The sequence below is a fragment of the Paenibacillus gansuensis genome, assembly GCF_042684925.1.
Lineage (GTDB): Bacteria > Bacillota > Bacilli > Paenibacillales > DY6 > Paenibacillus_N > Paenibacillus_N gansuensis.
The window spans coordinates 92,660-110,085 of sequence record NZ_JBHUME010000002.1 but is presented as its reverse complement, the minus strand read 5'-3'; the positions used below and the strand labels follow the sequence as shown (position 1 = coordinate 110,085).

Annotated in this window: 19 protein-coding genes and 1 riboswitch; of the genes, 11 read left to right on the top strand and 8 right to left on the bottom strand. The window is 54.2% G+C overall.

Features of this window, described 5'->3' with window-relative positions; genetic code table 11:
* Positions 1-69 precede the first annotated feature (69 nt).
* From ACFSUF_RS00695 to ACFSUF_RS00670, 6 genes are read right to left on the bottom strand one after another with little or no spacing between them, the layout of a single operon-like run.
* Positions 70-909, bottom strand: coding sequence for an urease accessory protein UreD (locus tag ACFSUF_RS00695; protein ID WP_377599117.1), 840 nt, complete (start codon positions 907-909; stop codon positions 70-72).
* Entirely contained in the window at positions 875-1,573 is a 699-nt protein-coding gene (gene ureG / locus ACFSUF_RS00690) for an urease accessory protein UreG (protein WP_377599115.1), read from the bottom strand. Before ureG ends, ACFSUF_RS00695 begins: the two co-directional genes overlap by 35 nt.
* Before the next feature lie 42 nt (positions 1,574-1,615).
* Positions 1,616-2,308, bottom strand: coding sequence for an urease accessory protein UreF (locus tag ACFSUF_RS00685; RefSeq protein ID WP_377599113.1), 693 nt, complete (start codon positions 2,306-2,308; stop codon positions 1,616-1,618).
* A gap of 37 nt (positions 2,309-2,345) precedes the next feature.
* Positions 2,346-4,100: an urease subunit alpha gene (ureC, locus tag ACFSUF_RS00680; RefSeq protein ID WP_377599111.1), complete on the bottom strand. Its 1,755-nt coding sequence runs from the start codon at positions 4,098-4,100 to the stop codon at positions 2,346-2,348.
* Entirely contained in the window at positions 4,093-4,470 is a 378-nt protein-coding gene (locus ACFSUF_RS00675) for an urease subunit beta (protein ID WP_377599109.1), read from the bottom strand. The genes ureC and ACFSUF_RS00675 overlap by 8 nt, the downstream gene beginning before the upstream one ends.
* 19 nt (positions 4,471-4,489) lie before the next feature.
* Complete coding sequence (locus tag ACFSUF_RS00670) at positions 4,490-4,792, bottom strand: urease subunit gamma (RefSeq protein ID WP_377599108.1); 303 nt, start codon at positions 4,790-4,792, stop codon at positions 4,490-4,492.
* A 281-nt stretch (positions 4,793-5,073) separates the two neighbouring features.
* On the opposite strand from ACFSUF_RS00670, the gene urtA reads away from it, so the two are divergent.
* The 5 genes from urtA to urtE all read left to right on the top strand — a co-directional run bounded on the left by urtA (position 5,074) and on the right by urtE (position 9,939).
* On the top strand, positions 5,074-6,348 hold the full coding sequence (gene urtA / locus ACFSUF_RS00665; RefSeq protein ID WP_377599106.1) for an urea ABC transporter substrate-binding protein: 1,275 nt from the start codon (positions 5,074-5,076) through the stop codon (positions 6,346-6,348).
* 95 nt (positions 6,349-6,443) lie between these two features.
* Positions 6,444-7,352 (top strand): urea ABC transporter permease subunit UrtB, encoded by a 909-nt coding sequence (gene urtB / locus ACFSUF_RS00660; RefSeq protein WP_377599104.1) that lies wholly within the window; start codon positions 6,444-6,446, stop codon positions 7,350-7,352.
* A 16-nt stretch (positions 7,353-7,368) separates the two neighbouring features.
* Positions 7,369-8,484, top strand: coding sequence for an urea ABC transporter permease subunit UrtC (urtC, locus tag ACFSUF_RS00655; protein ID WP_377599102.1), 1,116 nt, complete (start codon positions 7,369-7,371; stop codon positions 8,482-8,484).
* Complete coding sequence (urtD, locus tag ACFSUF_RS00650) at positions 8,481-9,257, top strand: urea ABC transporter ATP-binding protein UrtD (protein WP_377599100.1); 777 nt, start codon at positions 8,481-8,483, stop codon at positions 9,255-9,257. The genes urtC and urtD overlap by 4 nt, the downstream gene beginning before the upstream one ends.
* Positions 9,244-9,939, top strand: coding sequence for an urea ABC transporter ATP-binding subunit UrtE (gene urtE / locus ACFSUF_RS00645; RefSeq protein ID WP_377599098.1), 696 nt, complete (start codon positions 9,244-9,246; stop codon positions 9,937-9,939). Before urtD ends, urtE begins: the two co-directional genes overlap by 14 nt.
* A gap of 121 nt (positions 9,940-10,060) precedes the next feature.
* Here urtE and ACFSUF_RS00640 read toward each other — a convergent pair whose 3' ends face one another.
* Both ACFSUF_RS00640 and ACFSUF_RS00635 read right to left on the bottom strand, forming a co-directional pair.
* Positions 10,061-10,879 (bottom strand): TPM domain-containing protein, encoded by an 819-nt coding sequence (locus ACFSUF_RS00640; protein WP_377599096.1) that lies wholly within the window; start codon positions 10,877-10,879, stop codon positions 10,061-10,063.
* A 33-nt stretch (positions 10,880-10,912) separates the two neighbouring features.
* Positions 10,913-11,476 carry a LemA family protein gene (locus tag ACFSUF_RS00635; RefSeq protein WP_377599094.1) on the bottom strand — a complete coding sequence of 188 codons (564 nt, stop codon included), beginning with the start codon at positions 11,474-11,476 and terminating at the stop codon, positions 10,913-10,915.
* A 288-nt stretch (positions 11,477-11,764) separates the two neighbouring features.
* Positions 11,765-11,877, top strand: a riboswitch (guanidine-I (ykkC/yxkD leader).
* A gap of 112 nt (positions 11,878-11,989) precedes the next feature.
* Between ACFSUF_RS00635 and ACFSUF_RS00630 the strand changes: the two genes are divergently transcribed.
* The 6 genes from ACFSUF_RS00630 to cbiQ all read left to right on the top strand — a co-directional run bounded on the left by ACFSUF_RS00630 (position 11,990) and on the right by cbiQ (position 17,299).
* Positions 11,990-12,997: an ABC transporter substrate-binding protein gene (locus ACFSUF_RS00630; protein WP_377599092.1), complete on the top strand. Its 1,008-nt coding sequence runs from the start codon at positions 11,990-11,992 to the stop codon at positions 12,995-12,997.
* Positions 12,998-13,127: 130 nt separating this feature from the next.
* On the top strand, positions 13,128-13,859 hold the full coding sequence (locus tag ACFSUF_RS00625) for an ABC transporter permease (RefSeq protein WP_377600191.1): 732 nt from the start codon (positions 13,128-13,130) through the stop codon (positions 13,857-13,859).
* A gap of 19 nt (positions 13,860-13,878) precedes the next feature.
* A complete protein-coding gene (locus ACFSUF_RS00620; protein ID WP_377599090.1) occupies positions 13,879-14,667 on the top strand; it encodes an ABC transporter ATP-binding protein in 789 nt (262 codons plus the stop codon).
* A gap of 16 nt (positions 14,668-14,683) precedes the next feature.
* Entirely contained in the window at positions 14,684-15,316 is a 633-nt protein-coding gene (locus ACFSUF_RS00615; protein WP_377599088.1) for an energy-coupling factor ABC transporter permease, read from the top strand.
* The gene (locus ACFSUF_RS00610; protein ID WP_377599086.1) at positions 15,313-15,690 is read left to right on the top strand and encodes a PDGLE domain-containing protein; all 378 of its coding nucleotides are present in this window, start codon (positions 15,313-15,315) and stop codon (positions 15,688-15,690) included. The genes ACFSUF_RS00615 and ACFSUF_RS00610 overlap by 4 nt, the downstream gene beginning before the upstream one ends.
* Positions 15,659-17,299 carry a cobalt ECF transporter T component CbiQ gene (gene cbiQ, locus ACFSUF_RS00605; protein ID WP_377599084.1) on the top strand — a complete coding sequence of 547 codons (1,641 nt, stop codon included), beginning with the start codon at positions 15,659-15,661 and terminating at the stop codon, positions 17,297-17,299. The genes ACFSUF_RS00610 and cbiQ overlap by 32 nt, the downstream gene beginning before the upstream one ends.
* Positions 17,300-17,426: the final 127 nt, after the last annotated feature.

Sequence of the window (17,426 nt, the reverse complement as noted above, 5' to 3'; positions counted from 1 at the left end):
TCATCAACAAAAAAACACATCCTGGCAGGATGTGTTGTTCTAAACATGAATTCAGCTGCCGAAACAGGTTTATCTCCGGATTAGATGAGGCTGCTTACCCAGCAGAGTCCGTCTGCAAATACCAGCGAGCTTGTGAATGGTCTCTTGCAGAAGCCATACTTGGCTGCCCAGCATCCTGACTAACATCCCTCCATGAGCTGTAAGACTGCCTCCGATTAAGAGCCCTTTGGCGGGGAAAGCATTCCTTACTTCCTGCAGCAGAGTTTCATCCGCACCGGAGGCCATAATCCACAAGGAGCCGCTGTGCGAGTAGTTTTCCATAGCGCCTAGTTCGCGGTACCGGTCGCTTTTCGGCATAAGGCAGAAGCGGTCCCAGGCGACTAATCTGCCGTCACGGTGCGCTTCCATCCGGCTGTCCAGTTTGTCGTATAAGAACTGCTCCCCGTGGTGCAGCCGTCCGGCTGTAACGATATCCCCGTAAAGGAGGACAGCATTTCCGCGAAGATCAAATCTGGTCTCCGCGGTAAAATCTGAACCGGCATAAGGGATCAGCGGCTCGGGGAAATATTCCAGCACAGCGCCATTCTCCACGATAAAATGCTGAATAAGAGAAGAGGATTCCCGCGGTGTAGGGTGAACTTTGGTATGGGATTGGTTGGTTAAATAGACCTTTGTTTCCGGTTCTAAATGCATGTCGATCAAGTAGCGGTCGCCGTCGAGTATGCCTGGTGAAGCGTCCATCATATAAACAAGAAGCTCCCCGTCACCGGAAAGTTCGAACGTTTTTGAAATTTTGAGAGGCGCTTCGTGGTAACGGTCGGTCAGCACGGTCTTGCCGCCGCGGCGGATAAACCGTCCGCGGAGCAGCGACTGTCTACCCGTGGGAGTTGGTAGTAAGTTTATGCTCATGGGCCGGGGAGGCATCCAGCTGATGCTCGATCCAGTGAAGAATGAAATCCAGGCCTTCGCCGGACATGAGATTGGAGAACACAAACGGACGGCTGCCTCTCATGCGCTCCGTATCGTTCTTCATTACCTCAAGCGAAGCTCCTACATGCGGGGCCAAGTCTATCTTGTTAATAATGAGCAGATCTGAGCGCATAATACCGGGTCCGCCTTTACGCGGAATTTTCTCGCCTTGCGCTACGTCAATAATATAAATGAACCGGTCTACCAATTCCGGGCTAAACGCAGCGGCCAGATTGTCTCCGCCGCTCTCGATGAAGATGATTTGCAGATCTTGAAAGCGTTCTTCAAGTTCTTCCACTGCTTCCAGGTTCATAGTTGCGTCCTCGCGAATGGCTGTATGAGGGCAGCCCCCGGTCTCTACGCCAATGATCCGTTCCGTGGGCAGGGCGGATGCGCGAATCAGTATTTCTGCATCTTCCTTCGTATAAATATCGTTCGTAATAACTGCAATGCTGTAATGATCGCGCATCGCTTTGCTTAGCTTTTCGACTAATGCAGTTTTGCCGGAGCCGACGGGACCGCCGATACCGATTCGGATCGGCCGGCCCGAAGGGATGGATGGGGACTGCCATTGTTCATGGGAGTGGTTGGCGCCTTGGCACATGGGGAATTCCTCCTTAAATTTACTTTCAAGGTAATGTTACATTTATGACATGAACAGCCGCGAATACAGCGTTTCATGATTCATGGAATGGATCTCGTGGGCTAATGCAAAACTGTGCAGATTATCGGCAGATTCCTCCGATAACCGTTCCCATTCTTCATCGATCACAGCGATCAGCTTTTGGATCAGTACCTGCCCGTCAGTTTGGCCGATCGACATGAGCCGGAGCGCGCTGTTCACAAGGGTAACTACACTGGAATAAAGGTAGCCTTTCACCGCTTCGCTGCAGTCGACTTCCAGCTGGAACGAGATCCATGCATGGACGGTAGGCAGGCTTCCGAATCCCCCATGCTGCGCAAAGGACTGTTCAAGGGTTTTGAATTCCATCCAAGGATATAGTGTCTTAGCTAACCGGAGCAGCCGTTTCCCCATTTTGTGCATCCCTTCGCGTGATTCACGCGGGGTTCGTTGAATGTGAATGATGTTGTCCAGCATTGAGATTTTGCGCAGATCCTTTTGCTCTGCAGCGCCGTAGATGCCTTTCATCACTAGTCCGTCCAAGCGGACAAGGCTGCTGTGAATCTGCGAGCGGATGAAAGATTCCAAATGATCCATAGTCTGGATTTGACCGTTCTGAACATAAGTTTCCAATCCGAAAGAATGGGAGAACCCGCCGATGGGCAGCGCAGAATCCAAGAGCTGAACATAGGATAGCAACCGGGAGCCGCTGTGCATATGGAATTCCTCCTTTTCACTTCTGGTTCGGTACGTGTTAGAACAAATAATACCTTTGGGCCATAGGCAGCTCTGCTGCCGGTTCACAGGTAACGGATTCACCGTTGACCTTTACCTCATACGTTTCCGGGTTCACCTCAATAGACGGGGTTTCCGCGTTATGGATCATGTCCTTCTTGCCGACGGAACGGCACCCTCTGACATATTCTATCTGTTTCTCAAGTCCAAGCTCCTTGTGAACGCCGTGATCATACGCATGCTTAGATAAGAACGTAATGGAGGTTCGCTGTACAGCTTTCCCGTAGGAACCGAACATCGGCCTTCCGAATACCGGCTGCGGTGTAGGGATGGAAGCGTTAGGATCGCCCATCTGCGCATAGGCAATCATGCCGCCTTTCAGAATCAATTCCGGCTTTACGCCGAAGAAGGCTGGCTGCCATATGGTCAGATCCGCCCATTTGCCGGGCTCAACGGACCCTACGATATGTGAGATGCCGTGTGCTATGGCGGGATTTATCGTATATTTGGCAACATACCGCTTGATTCGGAAATTGTCGTTAGCTTGAGCAGCGTTGTCTGGAGCAGCGTCTGCCGCATCCGTGCCTTGTGCAGCGAACAGGGTTCCGCGCTGTTTTTTCATTTTGTCGGCTGTCTGCCAGGTGCGTGTGATCACTTCGCCTACTCTGCCCATCGCCTGGGAATCGGAGGAGATGATGCTGAAAACACCTAAATCATGAAGGATATCTTCGGCGGCGATCGTCTCGGGACGGATCCGGGAATCAGCAAAGGCCACGTCTTCAGGGATGCTGCTGTCCAGGTGATGGCAAACCATCAACATATCCAAATGCTCCTCGATCGTGTTGACGGTAAAGGGGCGTGTCGGGTTTGTGGAGGAAGGAATGACATTGGCTTCAGCTGCCACCCGGATAATATCGGGCGCGTGGCCGCCGCCTGCCCCTTCCGTATGATACGTGTGAATCGTACGGCCTTTGATCGCGGCCAGCGTATCCTCCACGAAACCGGCTTCGTTAAGCGTGTCGGTATGAATGGCCACCTGCACATCGTACTGGTCGGCCACCGTCAGGCAATTGTCGATCGCAGCCGGGGTCGTTCCCCAGTCCTCATGCAGCTTCAACCCGATAGCGCCTGCTTCGATTTGCTCGGCGAGCGGTTCGGGGAACGAGCTGTTGCCTTTGCCGAGAAACCCGATATTCATCGGGAAAGCTTCGGCTGCTTCCAGCATCCGGTGCAGATTCCAGCGTCCCGGCGTGCAGGTCGTAGCGTTCGTTCCCGTGGCCGGACCGGTGCCGCCGCCGATCATGGTGGTCACGCCGGAAGCGAGGGCCGTCTCGATTTGCTGCGGGCAGATGAAATGGATATGAGAATCGATGCCGCCCGCCGTAACGATGCGGCCTTCGCCGGCAATAACTTCGGTACAGGCGCCGATGACCATATTTGTGTCAACTCCGTCCATCGTATCCGGATTGCCCGCTTTGCCGATCCCTGCGATGCGTCCGTCACGTATACCGATATCCGCCTTGTAAATGCCGGCATGATCGATGACAACCGCATTGGTAATCACCAGATCCAGCGCACCGTCTTTGCGTGTTGCACGGGAGGATTGGCCCATCCCGTCCCGGATGACCTTACCGCCCCCGAATTTGCATTCATCCCCGTACACGGTGTAATCATATTCAATCTCGGCCCATAGCTCCGTATCGGCTAACCTAACGGCATCACCGGTCGTCGGTCCGAAGATGGAAGCATACTGATCTCGGGACATTTCACCCATCGGTCCCACCCCCAAGCCAGTCGGACAAACGTTCTTTCCATTCCTCGTTTTCCGTCTCTTCCCGGCCGGCACGGCCATGTACAAGTCCGTTAAACCCGTATACTTCACGGGTTCCGCCCAGCTGTACAAGACGGACCTGCTTCTCTTCGCCCGGCTCAAACCTTACCGCGGTGCCGGAGGGAATATCAAGCCTCATGCCCAACGCGGAAGGCCTGTCGAAATCCAAAGCTTTATTTACTTCACAGAAATGATAATGCGATCCGACCTGGATCGGCCGGTCCCCGCGATTGCGGACGAGGAGAGCCGCTGTCTTGCGTCCTGCATTAATCAGCAGCGAGCCTGCTGCCGTACGGTATTCACCTGGTATCATTGCTGCTTGCCAAGCCTCCTTAACGGATAGGTTCGTGTACGGTCACAAGCTTTGTGCCGTCTGGAAAGGTAGCTTCCACCTGTACTTCGGACATCATTTCAGGAATGCCTTCCATCACATCTTCCCTGCTGAGAATCGCGCCCCCGTACTCCATTAGTTCGGAGACGGATCTCCCGTCCCGGGCTCCTTCCAGAATCTCAGATACAATCAGTGCCATGGCTTCCGGATAATTCAGCTTCAGGCCGCGGGACTTTCGTTTATGCGCCAAATCGGCGGCTAATGTAATCAACAGCTTTTCCTTCTCTCTTTCCGTAAAATGCATGAACCCCATTCCTTTCGAATCCCCTGCGGGGTTGTTGTAGCCATTTTATAGGAGGTATAGACAATTGTAAATACCTTTATGTTAGGAATGTTAACATAATTTGAACGGCGGTTTGATATATTTCACTTAAAAAGGTCCTTTTGAACCATTTGAAGTAATTTTATGTCATATATATTGACATACAAATTTGGGTGCGCCTATAATTTGGATACGAACATTTGAATATTCTGACAATTCAACGTTCGGATATAGCGATCAAAGAGAATAGAAGGAGTGGGAGAATGAGAAAAAGGCTTTGGAACGGTGCATTGGTAATGATGGTTGCATTGTGCGTAGTGTTGGCTGGGTGCGGGAATACGGAGAATGCGGGTTCAAACGCCGATGCGGGGACTGCGCCTGCGGCAAATGCAGATGCCGGTGCTGCGGACGGCGGCGGAGACGGAATTAAAGTCGGGATTTTGCACTCTCTGAGCGGAACCATGGCGATCAGTGAAGTTTCCGTAAAAGACGCGGAAATGATGGCCATCGATGAAATTAATGCCAAAGGCGGGGTTATAGGCAAAAAAATCATTCCTGTAGTGGAAGACGGCGCATCCGACTGGCCGACGTTTGCAGAGAAGGCACGCAAATTGATCCAGGAAGATCAAGTGGCCACGGTGTTCGGCGGTTGGACTTCGGCGAGCCGGAAAGCGATGCTGCCTGTTTTTGAAGAGCTGAACAATCTGCTTTGGTATCCGGTTCAATATGAAGGCCTCGAATCCTCTCCTAACATCTTCTACACGGGAGCAACGACAAACCAGCAGATTGTGCCCGCTGTAAGTTATCTCCTCAAAGAACAAGGCAAAAAGAAGTTTTATCTCCTTGGTTCCGACTATGTATTCCCCCGCACAGCAAATAAAATCATCAAAGAACAGCTGAAAGCCGAAGGCGGCGAACTGGCAGGCGAAGAGTATACCCCGCTTGGCCACACCGATTACAGCACAATCATCAGCAAAATAAAAGAAGCTAAGCCCGACGTGGTATTCAATACCCTTAACGGTGACAGTAACGTAGCGTTCTTCAAACAATTGCAGGATGCGGGCATTACAGCCAAAGATTTGACTACGCTGTCCGTAAGTGTGGCGGAAGAAGAAATCCGCGGCATCGGCGCCAAAGTGCTGGAAGGCCATCTGGCTGCATGGAATTATTATCAAACGACGGATACTCCTGAAAATAAAACATTTGTGGCTAACTACAAAAAAGCATACGGCGACGACCGCGTAACAGCGGATCCGATTGAAGCCGGATACACAGCAGTGTACTTATGGGCGGCTGCGGTGGAGAAGGCAGGTTCCGCCGATGTAGCCAAAGTTAAAGAGGCAGCCAAAGGCCTGGAGTTCAACGCCCCGGAAGGGAAAGTAACGATCGACGGGGAGAACCAGCACATCTACAAAACGGTGCGCATAGGGGAAGTTCAGGCTGACGGCCAGTTTAAGGAGGTATGGAATTCGGGCGAACCTGTGAAACCGGATCCTTATCTGAAAGGATATGGATGGGCGGGCGCTTTGAGCCAATAAGCAGGACGGAAGGGTGGCGGGAGGAGTGCTCTTCCCGCCTTTTGCTTTTAATTCCGGCAGAAAGTGCAGTATGACATCACAAGGAGGGATCCCGCATGGATGTAGTTTGGCTTCAGCTGTTTAACGGTCTAAGCGTCAGTTCGATTTTGCTGTTAATCGCCTTGGGCCTCTCGATTACGTTCGGTTTGATGAAGGTCATTAACATGGCGCATGGCGAACTGATCATGATCGGGGCCTATTCCACTTACGTTACGCAGCTCTTTTTCGCGGATTATTTGCCGAAGGCGTCGTTGGGGTGGTATTTTGCCGCTGCGATTCCCGTAAGTTTCGCCGTAGCTTTCGTATTCGGCTTTGTACTGGAGTTCTCATTAATTCGCTTTTTGTACGGGCGCCCGCTGGACAGTCTGCTGGCGACTTGGGGCATAGGCATGGTATTGCAGCAGTTGGCCCGTACGGTGTTCGGTGCGCCGAATGTAGGCGTTGAAAGCCCACAGTGGCTGAACGGAGGATTGACGCTGACGGACGGATTAGTGCTTCCGTACAAAAGGCTGTTTATTATCGGGTTAGTGCTCTTGTGCCTTGTCTGCATGTACTTATATATCTATCGGACCCATGCAGGACGGCGGATGAGGGCTGTAATGCAAAACCGCGAAATGGCGGCATGTCTCGGCATCTCCACCCGCCGGGTAGACGCGGTAACTTTCGCCGTCGGGTCCGGGATTGCCGGAATAGCCGGCTGCGCCCTTACCCTGCTGGGCCCGATCGGACCTTCCATCGGCACTTATTATATAGTCGATGCTTTTATGGTGGTTGTGCTCGGAGGTGTAGGCAAGCTGGCCGGAACGGCAGCGGGGGCGCTTGGCATCGGCCTGACGAACACGCTGTTCGAATACTGGACGACCGCTTCGCTCGGCAAAGTGCTGGTGTTCCTGTGTATTGTGGCCTTTTTGCAATGGAAACCGATGGGGCTTGTGGCGGTGAAAACCCGCTCGCTCGACAGCTGAGAATGGGGGAATAGACATGCTGATCAATTCGAATTTCGTGTCCGGCAAGAGCCGTGTGCTGCTATATTCGGCTGCGGCGGCACTGCTTTTATGCGCACCGCTTTATTTAAGCGATTTCCGGCTGAACCTGCTGGCCAAGTTTCTTGCTTTTGCCATTGTCGCCTTGGGGCTTGATTTGTTGTGGGGGTATACAGGAATTCTGAGTCTGGGCCACGGAGTGTTTTTCGGGCTTGGCGCCTATGCGATGGCTATGTATGTAAAGCTCGAAGCCAGCGGCGGCAAGCTGCCGGATTTCATGGAATGGAGCGGGCTGTCAAAGCTTCCCTGGTTCTGGGAGCCCTTTAAATGGGCGTGGTTTGCGATCCCGATGGGCATTTTGCTGCCGGTTGCGATGGCGCTGTTTCTCGGCTTTTTCACATTCCGGAACCGTATCCGAGGGGTGTATTTCACGATATTGACCCAGGCTCTTGTGCTGATTACCGTGACTTTGTTTGTCGGGCAGCAGGCTTACACCGGCGGAACGAATGGGTTGACGGGATACCGTACGGTGTTCGGGTATTCCTTGGCTTCTCCGGAAACAAAACATATGCTTTATTTTGCTACGGTGGCGATGCTGGCCGGTGCGTTTTTGTTGTGCCGTTTCCTGGTCACCAGCCGGTTCGGCAAAGTGCTGAAAGCGATCCGTGACGGTGAAAACCGGGTGCGGTTTCTGGGTTACAACCCTGCGGCTTATCAGATGGTGGCTTTTGCGGTTTCGGCAGGTCTTGCGGGGCTGTCCGGAATGCTGTTTGTACTGCATGTGGGCATTATTTCCCCTTCCATGATGAGTATTGTACCGTCCATCGAGATGGTGCTATGGGTGGCGGTTGGAGGCCGGGGGACGCTGGCTGGTGCGGTTTTTGGGGCGGTTTTTATGAATACGGCCAAAAGCTTGTTCAGCGAGAATTATCCCGAGGTTTGGCTGTATTTTGTCGGCGGACTGTTTGTTGCGGTCGTGATCTTTCTGCCGCGCGGCGCTGCCGGTTTGTTTAGCGGAATGTCCGGTTTGGCCGCGAAGTTCCGACTCCGGGCCGCCGGAAAAAACGCGTTAACGTTGAAAGGCGGGCCGCAGCGGAAGGAGGAGGGCGCATGAAGGAAGGCGGACAGGAAGTGATCCTTAGGTGCGAGCAGGTTTCTGTGGAATTTGATGGGTTTAAAGCGGTACAGTCGATGGATCTCACCCTGAAGCGGGGAGAACTCCGGTTTCTGATCGGCCCCAATGGCGCCGGCAAAACGACGATGCTGGATGTAATTTGCGGCAAAGTCCGTCCTTCTTCCGGCAGGGTCCTATATCAGGAGGAAATCGACATTACCCGGCGCAAAGAACATCAGATCGCGGAGCTCGGCATCGGACGGAAGTTTCAGGCGCCGTCTATATTTTCCAGCCTGACTGTAGGGGATAATCTGGAACTGGCGATGCGGCAGAACCGTTCGGTTTGGGCTGCGATGAGAGCGGTTCTTAACGGGGAGGACCGCAGTAAGCTGACGCGGCAGTTGGAACGAATTGGATTGGCGGACAAAACGCATTGGCGTGCGGGAAGCCTTTCTCACGGAGAGAAGCAGTGGCTGGAAATCGGAATGATGCTGCTTCAGGAACCCGGCTTGCTTCTGCTTGACGAGCCGGTAGCGGGGATGACGGATAAAGAAACGGGCAAAACCGGGGAGCTGCTCCGGGATATTGCGAAGGACCACACTGTCGTCGTTGTAGAGCACGATATGGAGTTTGTGCGGAATTTTGCCAGTAAAGTCACGGTGATGCATGAAGGGAAACTGCTCAAGGAAGGGACGATGGAAGAGGTGCAGCAAGACAGCCGCGTGGCGGAAGTCTACTTGGGACACGGGAGGGATGCGCATGCTGTCGGTTGAGCATTTGGAGTCGGGATACGGGGAAAGTGTGATTTTACGGGATGTGACGCTGCGGGTGGGGCCGGGAGAGGTCGTCTGCCTGCTGGGGAGGAACGGTGTCGGCAAAACTACTTTGTTAAAGAGCATAATGGGCTTGCTGAAAGCGCGCAAAGGGAAGGTGCTCTACGGCGGCTCGGAAGTAACACGCAAAGAGCCGGGGGAACGGGCCAAGCGCGGGATCGGGTATGTGCCGCAGGGCCGTGAAATTTTTGGCCAGCTGACGGTGTATGAGAATCTGCTGCTCGGGCTGGAGGCGGCCAAGGGGAAGAATGCGGAGGTGCCGGCGGAAGCGATAGAGAAATTTCCGGTGCTTCCGTCTATGTATGCCCGCCGCGGCGGCGACTTGAGCGGCGGGCAGCAGCAGCAGCTGGCTTTTGCCCGGGCTTTGGCATCAAAGCCCGAAGTGCTGCTGCTCGACGAGCCGACCGAAGGCATACAGCCTTCGATCGTCGAGGAGATCCGGGGCGTAATCCGCGGCATTAAGGCAGAGGGGCGCACCGGGGTTCTTCTGGTCGAGCAGAGCCTTGACTTTGTGCGGGGCGTCGCCGACCGTTTCTACGTGATGGAGAAAGGCACGATCGTCGCTGAGGGCGGCATCGCCGACCTTAGCGACGACATCGTGCGGAAGCACATCACGTTGTAGTGGCGGCCCACTATGGGGGACCCGCGCCAGTAAGACTGCAGATAATGCTTAAGGAGCAACAGGCGGAACAAAATAAGGACTCTCCCGGTTCCGTGCGGGAGAGTCCTTATTAATTGCGAGGTCACCATTTCCGTCCGGCCCCGCCGCCGCCGGAGCTGCCGCCGCCCCCGCCGCGGAAGCCCCCTCCGCCGGTACCGCCGCCGCCCCAGCCGCCACGGCCACCGCCGCCGCCCCAGCCACCGCGGCCCCCGCCGGCAAGGAAGAGTGCGAACAAGGCCCGGGTAATGCGGCCCTTAAACAAAATCGCATCCAGCACGATCAGGGCGATGAAGCCTGCTATGCCCCAACCAAGCGGAAAGCCGCCGCCGGTCTGCGCCAAAGCCGGGTTAGGGGCAGGCGGGCCGCCGTCACTCAGCTTCACGCCGTATTCTTCAGCCGCACGGGCGCTGATCGCCTGATAAGCGGCGACCACCGCCTGATCCGGCCGGCCTCCGCGCAAATACGGAATCGCATACTCATCCAGAATGCGCCCCGCAGCCGCGTCAGGGATCGCCCCTTCCAGCCCGTAGCCCACCTCGATGCGGATTTCATGCTCCTGCATGGCCAATAGCAGCAGTACGCCGTTGTTTTTCTCACGGTCACCCAGTTGATATTTGCGAAAAGCCGCGTTGGCATAGTCTTCCGGCGCTTCTCCTCCCAATGTCTCAATCGTCAGGACGGCGACCTGCGCGCCGGTCTGATCATCCAGGCTTCGTCCGATGGCGGTTAGCGCCTGCCGCTGCTCCTGCGAAAGCACATTCGCCCGGTCCTGTATATAAATATCACCAACAGGAGGCGGAATTTGCGGAGCGGCAGCCACTCCGGCCGTCACAAGAAATAACATGCAGAGCGCCAGTATACAAACCCGTAAAGTCCCGATTCCCCCGCCTTTTATCCGCATGGGTGTCACCTCCTTTTCAGACGGACGCTTCAACTACGTTCCGAAGTTGACCTTCGGTACTTCCCGTTCCGACTCGCTTACTTCAAAATAAGGCTTTTTCTCAAAGCCGAGGATGCCTGCCATGATGCTTCCCGGAAACTGCCTTATCGTTTTGTTAAACCTTGTCACTTCATCGTTATAGTCTTTGCGGGCCACACCGAGCCGGTTCTCCGTCCCCGCGAGCTCATCGGACAGCTGGCGGAAATTTTCGTTTGCCTTCAAGTCCGGATAGTTTTCTGTGATCACCAAAAGCCGGCTCAAAGCTCCGTTCAGCTCATTATTGGCATCGGCCGCTTCCTGCGGAGTAGCAGCTCCGCCTAAGCGTGCCCTCGCATCCGTAACGGCTTTGATCGCTTCCTGCTCATGCTTGGCGTAACCTTTGACCGTTTCCACCAGATTAGGAATCAGATCAGCCCGCCGTTTCAATTGATTCTCCACCTGCGCCCACTTGTTCTGCACATCTTCTTCCGCATTGACCAGGCTGTTGTATTTGCCCATAAACAGAAATCCGATTACAACAACCACGGCAAGCACGATCCAAACCGCTTTGTTTTTCATCCTGAGTACCTCCTCCAAAATCATTCCTAATCCCGATTAACAACCACTGTACGCTTTTACCCCTGACGACAAAAGCTTCAAACATCGGCAGCAAGAACCCATACTTTGCATTGTTACGCGAAAAGCAAAGTATCTATACCTGCCCGTCCACCTAAAATTAATGTAATAAAACATAACATAAGGATTGACGGAGGGGTTAAATGTGCGTATTATAAAGAAAAACAACAGATAAATGTTAATATTACTAACATGAGAACTAAATATAGGTTCTGTTTCTCGCAAATAGAACGCAATGCAGTCTAGGGTTCCGCTGAACTGAGAAATCAGGTCGGGCCTGGTCCAAGAGACAGCGTATGGACGGCAGCGCCCATATAACACGGAAGGATAAAAGCCTGGGAGACTGCCTCCAGGGCTTTTTTTCACACCTGACCCTTCTTTTAGCTGCGGTAACATGTCTGGCGCTAATCCGGTGTCATGGCTCTTATACATTTTTAGATAAAGGGAGTGGTTGGAGTGAAAAGAAAGCTGACGCTGCTGCTTGCAATGTTGATATTGGTGACGGGAGTGCTGTCGGGGTGCGGAGGTTCATCGAAAGAGGCGGGGGGTTCGGCGGACGATCCGGTGACCATTGCGCTGAGTCCCTGGCCGGGCTGGTTTTTATGGTACTTAGTAGAAGAGAAAGGTTTTTTTGAAAAGCACGGAGTGAACGTAAAGCTGGAATGGTTCCCTGTCTATAGTGATTCCCTGCAGGCTCTGGCTACCGGCAAAGTGGATGCAAACAGCCAGACGCTAAGCGATACTCTGGCCCCGGCTTCCAAAGGCATCGAGCTTTCCGCAGTGCTGGTGAATGACAACTCCAACGGAGGGGACGCCATTGTTTCCAAAACAGATATTAATTCCATTGGGGAGCTAAAGGGCAAGACCGTTGCTACTGAGCTCGGGACGGTGGATCATCTGCTGCTGCTTACGGCGCTGGACGAAAACGGCATGAAGGAATCGGATGTAAATTTTGTGAATATGACGGTAAACGATGCGGGACTTGCCTTTATCAGCGGCAAAACGGATGCGTCGGTTCTGTGGGAGCCCTTTCAGACCAAAGCGGTAAAAGAGGGCAAGGGAAAAGTGCTCTTCTCCTCCAAGGATACCCCGGGTCTTATCCCCGATCTGCTGGTGTTCCGCAAAGGGGTCGTGGAGAAACGCCCTGATGATGTGCAGAAAATCGTCGATGCCTGGTTCGATGCGCTGGCCTACTTCAAAGATCATCATGAGGAAGCGATCGAAATCATGGCCAAAAAGGCAGAGACTACGCCGGAAGATTTCAAACTGGGATTAGACAGCGTAAAGATTTTTGGCATAGAAGATAACCTGAAGGCTTTTGAAAAGGCGGATGACTACACATCCCTGGAATACACAGGCAATAAAACGGCTGAATTCCTGAAAAATCTGGATATGATCAGCGAGTTGCCCGACGTAAGCGGCATCCTGGAACCGAAATTCGTGCAAAAAGCCAGCGAGAGGTGAGACCGTTATGGAGCGAGTGGAGAAAAGTACAAAAATAAACTTATGGACAGCCAACACGGACCCACGGAAAGGCGCGAAAGCGCGCCGGAAGACGTTCCAGATCTTTGCGCCGATCCGGCCGCTTGCTTTTATGTTAATCACCGGGGCATCGTTTGCTGCGATTCTGGCGGCTTGGTCCCTGCTTAGTTATCTGAAGCTGGTGAACCCGATCTTTCTGCCGACGCCGGTGGACGTATTGACGGAACTGATTCATTTGCTGGGTACGGCGGAATACTGGGGCCACATCTGGATCAGCATTTTGCGGGTGAGTGCAGGATTTGCGCTGGCCTGTGTGATCGGCATCCCTCTTGGCATTTTGGCGGGCACGTTCAAAATCGGTGAAGCCTTCATCGAGCCGCCGATGGAATTTATCCGTTATATGCCGGCCGTAGCCTTTATTCCGTTAATTATGGTTTGGGCGGGAATCGGCGAGTGGGCCAAAATATTGCTGATCTTTATCGGATGCTTCTTTCAGTTGGTGCTGATGGTGGCGGATGCCACGCGTCAAGTGCCGAAAGACTTGCTGCAGGCTTCGTTCACGCTTGGAGCCGGCCGCTGGAAAGCGCTGGAGACCGTGCTGATCCCGGCTATCCGCCCGAGCCTGATGAGCACGCTGCGCCTTACCCTAGGCTGGGCATGGACTTATCTGGTCGTAGCGGAACTGGTAGCTGTTAACAGCGGACTTGGGTATGCCATCATGAAGGCTCAGCGTTTTCTCAATACGGATCAGATTTTTGTAGGCATTATCGTAATCGGACTGCTCGGGCTGATCAGCGACCGTATCTTCGCTTTTCTGAACCGCAGATTATTCCCTTGGCTGTGACAAAAAGGAGGAGCGAACCATGAGAACGGGGGCAGCTGAACGGCTTGAACCGGCACAAGAGCTTATCAAAGTAGAAGGTCTCAACAAGACTTATGTCAGCCGATCCAAATCGTTCGTGGCATTGAAGGAAATTGATTTGAGTATTCCGGGCAACCAGTTTCTCTCGATTCTCGGCCCTTCCGGCTGCGGAAAATCCACCCTGCTCAGGATTTTAGCCGGTTTGGAAGAGGCGACCGGCGGGTTAGCTGCCGTAGACGGGGAAGAGATTGTCGGGCCGGGTGCGGACAGGGGCATGGTGTTTCAAGGTTATACACTGTTTCCATGGCTGACGGTGCGGCAAAATATCGAATACGGGCCTAAGCTGAAAGGTCTGCCGATTTTTGAACGCCGCCGCATTTCGGATCATTACTTGAAGCTGATCCGGCTGGAGCGTTTTGCAAATGCATTCCCGAAAGAACTGTCCGGAGGAATGAAGCAGCGCGTGGCGATTGCGAGAGCGTTGGCGAACAATCCCAAGGTGCTTTTGATGGATGAACCGTTCGGGGCTCTGGACGCACAGACGAAGCTGGAAATGCAGGAAATGCTGTTGAACGTGTGGGTAGAGGAGAAAACGACGGTCGTGTTTATTACGCATGATATCGATGAAGCGATTTTTCTTTCCCAGCGGGTACTCGTCATGGGTGCGAATCCCGGAAGGATCATCGGAGATTTCGTGGTGAATCTGCCGGAGGGGCGCACGCAGGAAATCAAGGAGGATCCCGATTTTCTCCAGCTCAAAAGAACGCTGGCATCCATGCTGAAGCATTAAGAAAAGGAGAACTGCTATGCATATTCCTGACGGATTTTTAGATGCCAAAACGTGGATGACTACTACCGCAGCCGGTGCCGGAGTGCTTGCTTACGCGCTCAAAAAGTCCCAAGTCCAGCTCCCCGGCAAAAAAGTGCCGATGATCGCGTTGGTCGGCTCCTTCATTTTTGCGGCGCAGATGATCAATTTCCCCGTTGCAGGGGCTACCTCGGGCCATTTTCTCGGCGGTACGCTGGCATCGATTCTGTTCGGGCCTCTTGTCGGCGTCATCATCATGGCTGCTGTGCTGATCATCCAGGCGTTTCTGTTTCAGGACGGAGGAGTGACGGTGCTTGGGGCCAATATTGTTTGTACGGGTGTCATCGGTTGTTACGCCGGATATGGGGTCTACCGGGCAGGAATGAAGCTGCTGGGGGAACGTTTTCGATTTGCGGTTACGTTCCTGGCGGGATGGTGTTCCATTGTTGCTGCTGCTGCGGGTGTCGCTGCCTTACTCGTCTGGTCCGGTTATCCGGCCCAAAGCGTTGTGAGCGCAATGGTCGGATGGCACAGCTTAATCGGAATTGGAGAAGGGACGATTACGGCACTGGTCGCTGCCTATTTGGCAGAGCGGAAAGTCGAGATTCCAAGGGAGGCCGAGGCGGCATGAAATTTCATTTGAGTCGGGAAAAGGCAGTGCCGCACACGGAAATGAAACTGACACTCAGCAGATGGAAGTGGGTAGGGATGATGGCTGGCACGGTGTTGATCGCCGGCTTTCTTTCGCCCTATGCCTCCTCTAAACCGGACGGATTGGACCGGGTTGCCGAAGATCAAGACTTCGCTTCTCAGGCTTCACCTGTATTCACAGCCTCTCCTTTTCCTGATTATGAGGCAGGCGGCTTCAGTTCCAGCGCACTAAAGACCGGTGCTGCAGGCATCATAGGCATTTTAGCGCTGGTTGGAGTCCTTTACGGAATCACTTACTTGCTTTCGAAACGGGGGAAGGCCGATGATCAAAAACATCACCGTAAGGCCGAATGAGTCTTCCAAAGTAAAAGCCTGGATACCCAACCCCAAATATCGGCTTATTTGTGTGCTGGCCTTGGTCGCCGCTGTTGTGACAGTGCAGAGCATGACTGTTCTTTCGTGGACAGCGGGCTTTGTACTGTTTGCTGTTTTGTGGAGCGGAGTGCCTTTTCGGTTCGTGCTGGGACGGCTGGTGCTTCTGATTCCCTTCGGATTCGCAGCCGCCGTTATGCTGCCGTTTACGACGCCCGGTGAACCGGTTTTCACCGGCTGGTTTGGGCTTACAGCTACGGAGGAAGGGCTGGCACGTTCCGCAGTGATCATGCTGAAGCTGGTTAACGCTAACCTGCTGATCGCGTATATCATAGCGGTTACCCCGCTGTTTGATCTGATCCGCAGCATGCGGGCGATCGGGATCCCGGCCGTTATGGTGGAACTTCTCGGGATGCTTCTGCGATACTTGTTCCTGCTCATGGATGAAGGCCAAAGTATGCTCAAAGCGCAAAAATCAAGGGGCTTGCGCCTGCAGGGCCGGTTTTGGTCCGACTCGGTTTACCGCCGCTGCGGGCAGCTGCTTGGTTCTCTGTTCCTTAGAGCGCTTAGCCGGAGCGGCCGCATTTACCAGTCCATTCGCGCAAGAGGCGGGTTTGACGGGACCGGGACGCCGTTTTCAGAAGAACCGGAGGATCGAAGAGGAGGCGATGGGATGGGCCAGTCAGCCGTGGAAGTGAATCGGGTCTGTTATCGATACGGAGACCGGGAAGCGCTGAGGGATATTACATTCTCGGTACAGGCCAGGACCAAAATGGCTCTGATGGGGCCGAACGGAGCGGGCAAATCTACTTTAATTTCATTGCTGAACGGGCTGGAACAGCCTTCCACCGGAACGGTGACGGTGCTGGGCCAGGGTACCGGAGCGGAGGGCGGCCGCCGCGGGCCTCTGGCCGGAAGCCGGGTGGGCGTAGTTTATCAGGACCCGGACGATCAGATTTTCTCAACGACGGTCGGGGAGGATGTCGCGTTCGGGCCGCGGAACCAAGGCCTGGGCGAGGAGGAAGTGGAGGACCGCGTCCGGGATGCGCTCGAAGCGGTCGGGATCGCCGATCTCCGCGGGCGGTCCCCTTTCGAGCTCAGCTACGGGCAGAAACGCCGGGTGGCCATCGCCGGGGTGCTGGCGATGAAGCCGACCATCGTCGTGCTCGATGAGCCGATGGCGTTTCTCGACCCGAAGGGGCGGGACGACCTGCAGTCGATGCTGGAGGCCATGCACCTGATGGGCATTACGCTGATCGTCGCGACGCATGACGTCGATTTTGCAGCCGAGTGGGCCGATCAGGTGCTGATCCTGAAGCAGGGCCGGCTGCTTGTGTCCGGCGGCCCGGATCTGCTGTTCGACGACGCGGTCATTGCCGCGGCGGAGCTGCATTTGCCGCGCTTGGCGCGGCCGTTCCGCCTGCTCGAAGGCGTGGACTCGTCGGCGGCGCGGCCGAAGACGGTGCGCGAAGCGGCGCAGCTCATGTGGCGGCTGCTGCGCCGCCGCCCGGAAGATGACGCCATGGGAGGCGATGGCGTGCCTGCAGGCTCAGGTCGCGAAGAGCCGGAAAGAAAGACGGCGGGAAAGTAAACGAAATGGCGAGAGATTAGAGACCTAAGCGGCCGGCGGCGCTTAGGTCTTTTGTCATGAGATAAGGGTATGATACTTAATTTAACGCATCTATGGTACTGCTTGCGCTTTCATTTATCGAAAAATT